This window comes from Streptomyces sp. NPDC006265, from assembly GCF_040613555.1.
In the GTDB taxonomy this organism is placed as follows: domain Bacteria; phylum Actinomycetota; class Actinomycetes; order Streptomycetales; family Streptomycetaceae; genus Streptomyces.
This window is the reverse complement of the sequence record NZ_JBEXSH010000522.1, coordinates 1-6,382: the sequence shown is the minus strand read 5'-3', so window position 1 is coordinate 6,382 and position 6,382 is coordinate 1. Positions and strand designations below refer to the sequence as shown.

General features: G+C 67.1%; 7 protein-coding genes and 1 pseudogene. 7 read left to right on the top strand and 1 reads right to left on the bottom strand.

Annotated features, from left to right (window positions below):
* The 4 genes and pseudogenes from ABZ281_RS32560 to ABZ281_RS32545 all read left to right on the top strand — a co-directional run.
* Positions 1 to 471: pseudogene (locus ABZ281_RS32560) on the top strand (asparagine synthase); the annotation flags it as partial.
* A gap of 467 nt (positions 472 to 938) precedes the next feature.
* Positions 939 to 1,613, top strand: coding sequence for a zinc ribbon domain-containing protein (locus ABZ281_RS32555; protein WP_356661358.1), 675 nt, complete (start codon positions 939 to 941; stop codon positions 1,611 to 1,613).
* A gap of 172 nt (positions 1,614 to 1,785) precedes the next feature.
* Entirely contained in the window at positions 1,786 to 2,187 is a 402-nt protein-coding gene (locus tag ABZ281_RS32550) for a hypothetical protein (protein WP_356661356.1), read from the top strand.
* A 748-nt stretch (positions 2,188 to 2,935) separates the two neighbouring features.
* Positions 2,936 to 3,487, top strand: coding sequence for a hypothetical protein (locus tag ABZ281_RS32545; protein WP_356661354.1), 552 nt, complete (start codon positions 2,936 to 2,938; stop codon positions 3,485 to 3,487).
* A gap of 321 nt (positions 3,488 to 3,808) precedes the next feature.
* Here ABZ281_RS32545 and ABZ281_RS32540 read toward each other — a convergent pair whose 3' ends face one another.
* Positions 3,809 to 5,020: a transcriptional regulator gene (locus tag ABZ281_RS32540; RefSeq protein ID WP_356661352.1), complete on the bottom strand. Its 1,212-nt coding sequence runs from the start codon at positions 5,018 to 5,020 to the stop codon at positions 3,809 to 3,811.
* Between the two features lie 170 nt (positions 5,021 to 5,190).
* On the opposite strand from ABZ281_RS32540, the gene ABZ281_RS32535 reads away from it, so the two are divergent.
* The 3 genes from ABZ281_RS32535 to ABZ281_RS32525 are packed head-to-tail and all read left to right on the top strand — an operon-like array spanning position 5,191 to position 5,998.
* Positions 5,191 to 5,520: a hypothetical protein gene (locus tag ABZ281_RS32535; RefSeq protein WP_356661350.1), complete on the top strand. Its 330-nt coding sequence runs from the start codon at positions 5,191 to 5,193 to the stop codon at positions 5,518 to 5,520.
* A complete protein-coding gene (locus ABZ281_RS32530) occupies positions 5,520 to 5,726 on the top strand; it encodes a hypothetical protein (RefSeq protein WP_356661348.1) in 207 nt (68 codons plus the stop codon). The genes ABZ281_RS32535 and ABZ281_RS32530 overlap by 1 nt, the downstream gene beginning before the upstream one ends.
* The gene (locus ABZ281_RS32525) at positions 5,723 to 5,998 is read left to right on the top strand and encodes a hypothetical protein (RefSeq protein ID WP_356661346.1); all 276 of its coding nucleotides are present in this window, start codon (positions 5,723 to 5,725) and stop codon (positions 5,996 to 5,998) included. The genes ABZ281_RS32530 and ABZ281_RS32525 overlap by 4 nt, the downstream gene beginning before the upstream one ends.
* Positions 5,999 to 6,382 lie beyond the last annotated feature (384 nt).

Genomic DNA, 6,382 nt, shown 5'->3' with positions numbered 1-6,382 from the left:
CTCGACAACCAGGTCGTCCGGGCGGCCAGGGCGCTGCCCGAGGCGCTGCGGGTGCGGCCGGGGGCGCGGGCGGCGATCCTGCGTACGGTGCTGGAAGGAGCCGGTGTCCGGGAGTTGCCGCCCGGCTACGGCGCCCCGACCCAGGCGACCGCGGCGGCCGCCGAACGTACGGGGTTGCGCGTGGCGGCGGACTCCCTGGTCTCCCTGTTCGACACCCCGCTGCTCGCGGAGGCGGGCCTGGTCGAGGCCCGCGTGGTCCGCAAGGCACTGCGTGGCGCGGCGGCGGGTGAACCCCTGCCCCTGGACGGCCTTGCGGACCTGGTCTCCCTGGAGCTGTGGCTGCGCCGCCTGCTGTCCCGCCGCGGCACTTGCTGGACGGGCACGCCCGCCAGGCAACGGGCGGTACCGGCGGGGATCGCGCCGCAGCGGGGGGCGCTGGGGGCGGGGGCCGGTGGGGGGCGGCGGGTGTAGGCGGCTGATCGCCGGGGGTGGGTGCGTGCGCTGCGCCTGACGCCGGGTGGGGGTGCGCGTCTACTACGCCTTCGCGTGGGCTGTGGCTCGGGGCCGCGCCGGGGGGTGTCCGTCCTCGGAACGGCGCGATGGGGTTGGACGTTGGACGCCGGCGGACTGTCCGTTGACGCGCCAACCGCTGCGGGCGGACGACACCCCCCGACACGGCCCCTGCTCGCCGTACGCGGGTGCAGGCCCGTCCCGCTTCGCGTCGCGTGCGCACGGCTGCCCCGGCTGCGGGCGCCCGCTCCACCTGGCTGGGTCCCGCCCCCGCTGCGGCATGCGTGCGGCTAGGGGGCTTCTGAGGGAACTGCGGAGCATGGCCGTCAAGCCTGCGTACGCCGGTATCCGCTCGCACCATGGCACAGAGCGCCCCGGCACGTGGCAGGGGCTCATCTCAGAGGCGGACTACCGGGGCAGTGGTCCGCATGCTCAACACCAGGACACAGAGCCAGAAGCGGCGCCCGGACGGCCGCGCCCAGCATGAACTGACCCGGATCATCCGGTGCGGCAAGTGTGGCGGTCCGATGCGTGCCGTACAGGTCAAGGGCGTGCCCAGTTACGAGTGCCGCGACCATGGGTGTGTCCGTGTGCCCCGTGCGCGCATTGATGAGTACCTGATCGGCACTGCGGAGCGCCCCGGCGTGATCCTGTCCTTCCTTGCCGACGAGAGCCGGGTATATGGGGCGTTCACCGCTGCGCCGGAGGATGAGGCGCGCGCCGAGGAGATCCGCACCGAGCGGGAACGGCTGGAGGGCGAGCGGCGCGAGGCGGAGGGCACGAAGACGGCCACGGTGGGCGAGGCGCTCGCGGTGGGGCGCCTGGTGGACTCTCTCACCGAGGAGATAGCGCGTCTTCAGGCCGAGGAGCAGAAGCTGAGGGCGCCCGCGCAACTGGCCGACATGATCAGGCCAGGTAAGGACGTGGCACGACGCTGGGCCGCCGCCCCCGTGGCTGCTCGGCGTGCCGTCGCGCGCATGGTGCTCGCCCCCTCGGTGCTGGGCGAGGTGCGCATCATGCCGGTTGGTCCGGGCAAGCGCGTCGACCCTGCCGACCGTGCCCACATGCACAAGACCGGCTGCAAGGGCTGTACGGCCGCGTAACGGGCCGCCACCGGCGCCCCTGTCCCTTTCCTGGGACGGGTGTCTATACGCACTTCTTTGGGCTCCACGGTACGGACGAGTTGTGGCCCCACTGATGTACCAAGTTGATCTGGCCTCACCGGTATGACCGGGGGCTGGCGACCGATACGGTCGGCGAGGCGAGGGGAGATGCATGAGCGGAGGCCGACGCGTGTTGCGCCTGCTGGAAGGAGCGTGTGCGGTCGTCGCGGTGCTCTACGCAACGCTGTTGGTGTTGTTCACCAACTACGACGCCCTGATGATCACCTACAAGAACGGCGACCTCAACTCCACAATCGCGGTCTTCGCAGGGGCGTGCATAGGCTGGCTGGGCCTACGCCTGGTGCGCTCCCCACGGCGCCTCCCGGTTGGGCTGTTCGCTGGCGGTGCGTGTGCCGTTGCGCTGGTGGCTGTGCTGTGGTGGACGACCCGCCCAACGGTGGAGGAGCAGCACGTCACGCCCACTCCGAGCACTGGGCGCTTCTGGGAGTCGCAGCACTCCGAGAACACTCCGGGCACCGTGCCCCCTCCAGCACCACCGACCGCCGGGCCGTAACCAGCCCGGCTTGGACCCCTCGGTCACCGCTTCGGTGGCCGAGGGCTTCGTCGCGGGAGGGCGGCGGCAACCCGGTGGAGGCGTCCCCGTGTTGAGTGAATGCGTTCTCCGGCGCCCCCGCCGACCACGGAACCACTCAATCGAAGTGGGGCCAAGAGAACTTGGAATAGGGGGCGCAGGAGGACCCCAACGCGCCCCCTACGACCCCGTGGTGGAGCCAAAAGAACTTCGAATCGTGGTCCCAAAACAAGTGCGCACAGACAGGGAACGGCCGGGCCTCGCCATTCCTGGGCGCCCTCGACGGCAGCTCGCCGACACAGCAAGAGGCAGCCATGAACAACACCGAATGCCGTATCCGATCATGTAATGGGCACGTCCTCGCCCTGGGCTTGTGCTCAATCCACTACCGGCGCGCACGGGCAAAACGACTCGGACCATGCACAGTCCCAGACTGCCCAAACATGCAACACACGCAAGGCATGTGCGGATCTTGCTATCAGGCCATGCGCAAGGGATGCAACAGGACCCTCTGACCCTGCGACGCACCCCCGGTCTTTAGTGGCGCACGCTTCCCAGCCCCGGCCCATAACTGTTTTATTTGTGTGCCTGAAAGTCGGCGAGTGATCTTGCCTAAGCCAGCACTGTTGATCAAGGTTCCCGCTCCGCCGGCACTCGCTATTCCGGAGCCGTTTAGGGCGCCCTCGAAAGGGCAGCCGCGCCATTCCCGTACGACCATTAGGAGAGACATATGTGTGACTGTTTGATACCCCTCGCCGAGGTAGCCAAGGAAACTCGCCGCTCCGCGTTGAAGGTGCGCGCGGAGGTCGAAGAACTGGGCATGACCATTCGCGATGACTGGGCGGGGCACCCTGCGATAAGCGAGAGTGACGCGCGCGCCTTTGTGTCCGGCACGGCTCGACGTGCGCAGGAACATGCGAACGCTGTAAGTGAGCATCTGCGAGCCGTAGAGGAATGGGCGCAACGTCGAGACGCTGCGGTAAAGGAAGGCGCCGATAAGGCGCAGGAAAAGGAGACGCGTCGAGCAATGCGACGTGGGCGCCTGCCTGGGGCGGACGGCCCCCTTTCTCCGGGCGAGATTGCAGCCGCTCGACGCGAGGGCGCCATGCACGCAGGCGCTATGTACGAGCGCCGTAATCCTCGTCCTGAATTCATGGGCAGCCGTGACTATGTCAAGCTTGCTTATGTCGAGCCGAGCGAGGAGGGGTCGCTAGTTGCTGCGGCAGTCGGGGCGTTGCGAGGAGCGGCGAAAAACAAGGCGCCGTCAGTGGAGGTGAAATAGCGATGGAAACAGGCACACTGAAATCAGGCAGGGTGGAAAAGGCAGCCGCTATGCGGGGCGCCTCTGTGTTCCCTGCGGAGTGGGGCCGCCTGTCGGCAGTCCCCTTTCCGAGGAGCGTACGCGTTGGGTCCTCGCCAACGTGCGGGAATACCAGGCACACAAGCGGGTGCAGCGTTGCGCGGAGGTCGAGACAATCAAGGCTGCCATTTACGAGCGGCAGCGGTATCTACTCCTGACATGTGAACGGTGACAGGCAACACAGAAACGGCCCCCTCCTGCTCTCGCCTGTCGCGAGGGTGAGAGGGGGCCTATCTCTGTGTTTCAGGCTGCCTCGTCGAGCACTTCCCGCACTTCCGGCACGTCCCGATATTCCTCTAGCCGATTCAGAACGACTTTGACGCGTTCCGCCGTTCGTTCACTCGCAACGTCCGCAGAAAGCGTTATGACCCGCTGGGCAGTTGCTGCCGCTTCCTCTGGCTCATTGGCATCCGCCAATGCAACGGCAAGCCAAGAAAGGTAGAGAGCAAGCTCTCTCGTGTGTGTGGCGTCGTACCGGGCGAGGACTTCCCGGAGCAACGGCACGGCGCGCAATGGTCGTTTCAGCTCCGTATAGACGCGCGATTCCATGACTTGCAACTCGCCTGCCTCAACCCAATAGAGGTATTGGGGCGATTCCCTCGCCTCGCTTTCTTCGGCCAACGCTGCCGATGCCTCGCCCAGGGCGCGCATTGCGGGCTGCGCCTCATTGGCTTTGGTATGCGCCCAGGCGACACGGTCGAGGTATAGCGCGCGCGCTTTCGGAGGCGCGTCCTCGCCTGCCTGCTCTAGCGCTGCGCGGGAAAGCAACAACCCTTCCCGTTCCTGTCCCGTGTTGCTGTATTGATAGGCGAGTGATCCGGCGAGATTGCCGACTAGGGTTGCATTCTCTGCCTGTTGGGCAGCGCTTATGCCTAGCTTGTAAATGCGTTCCGCCTCGTCATGGCGCCCAGCGTCAGAGGCAATCCAACCGGCAATCTGCGCCAACTCGCCAATCTGAGAAAGCAAGGAGCGCCCGACTTCCTCCGTGTGGCTTCCCTCGCGGTACAGCTTTACGGCGGATTTCAGCTCACGCAGGGCAGGCCCGATTAGGTCACCACCCGCTAGGACGTCATCGGCGAGGCGCAGCCCATGAACACGTCCGGCTAGGTCTGTCACATCACCTGCCCCAATACGGCGCCCCTTCCTGACTTTGAGAGGAGTAAGCGGGTCAGTGTCCGGAAGGAAGTCAGCGACGGTTACCGGGGCGCTGTCCTGGGCGCCCGTTGCCGCTGCCTGTTCAAGCTCGACCACTGGCACGCCCAGGGCTGCGGCAAGGAATGGCAGCCATTCGCGCGGAGTGCGTTTCCCTTTTTCATAGCGGTAAATGTCCTGCCGTTTAAGGGAGTCGGGCGGCAGCCCTGCCGCGCGGCATGCCTCATTGGCTAGCCGCTCCTGACTCCACCCCTTGCCCAGGCTTAGGCGCCGGATCATGTGGGCCGCTGCTTCTCCGCGCATGCCTCAAGTCTGGCCTACAACGGGCCTACATGGGGCCGCTAGGCAGCGACTCAGCCAAACGGAAGCGTGGACAGACAGCAAGCGCCCCCGCACCGTGCGACCGGCCGGGGGCTGGCCAACGCTTCAGAGGAGCGCTGACAGTGAACGTCCTATCACGGACCCTCGAACGGGTGAGAGACGCCCTACGCGGCCGACGCGCCCCCGGCAAGCACAGCAGCGCCTACGCGCCCCAGGAGGCGCCCCGGGCGCCCCGCACGGCGCCCAGGCCGGACGTCTGGGGCGCACGGTTGGTCACGGCGCGCAGGACGCGCAGGGACAGGCACGCCCCGCCCGTACAGGCGCAGCCCAGCGCGCCCCGCGACTGGGAGCACGAGGAGGCATGGGAGCACACGGGCGCCCTCGTCCGGCCGTACGTGGCAGCACTGGGCGAGGCGCCCAGAAACGGCCGGACAGGCGCCCAGGCGCACCCCTGGGCAGGCCCCTGGGGGAATGCCCAGTGATGACCATTGAGGTGTACCGGATCAATCCGGAAACCGGCGTCCGCACTGAGGTGCGCAGAAAGCACACGGTGAAACCGGCAGAGGTGCCGGATCTCTCCAGCGGATATCCGCCCTGCGCGTGTCCGCACTGCAAGGGCAAGGGCAGCAGGATCAGGCTGCATTTCCTTGTGGCCGAAGCCAACCGGCGCAGCAGGGGGGAACTGTGACCCGTTCCATCATCAAAGCTGCGGAATGGACGCTCGGGCCGGAAACCGGCGAGGGCGCCCCGCAGGCGATCTACTCGGCTGTGTGCATGGACTGTGGTGCGGAAGCCAAGCCAACTGACAATGAGTGCCCGCCAGTTGAGGTCTGGGCGCTGAAACACACGGGCCTGAATCCGACGCATCGTCAGTTCAAAGCCATGGTCGAGACCTATTGGCACGTGACCCCTGCGGAGGGCAACCCGTACCGCGAGGGCGACGCAGCCCAGGGCGCCTAGCGCGCGCTACTGGGGAAAATTCCCCACCTGCAACACCCCCGATGGCTGCCGCTCCGGGACGCTGCGAGGCGTAAGGGCAGCAACGCATGACCCCCGTCCCGGTGCCCCCGTCCGGGACGGTCCCAGCGCCCCCAACTGTGCGAGCAAGGCGCGCAGTTGAGGGCGCCTCGCTGTGCGCGTCCAGACATGCGACCGGTCACGGTCTGGTCACGGTTTCTGACCCCCTAGAATGCCCGTATGCGGCCGTTTTCGCAGGTCACGGCTAGGTTCCCTCTAAACTGTGTCCCCTTCGCTCGAGCGGGGGGACCCCCACGCCGCACGGTGCGAAGGGACAGGTGGCTCCGCCACATGACCCTCCGCACCGCACGCCGATCGCACGCACCG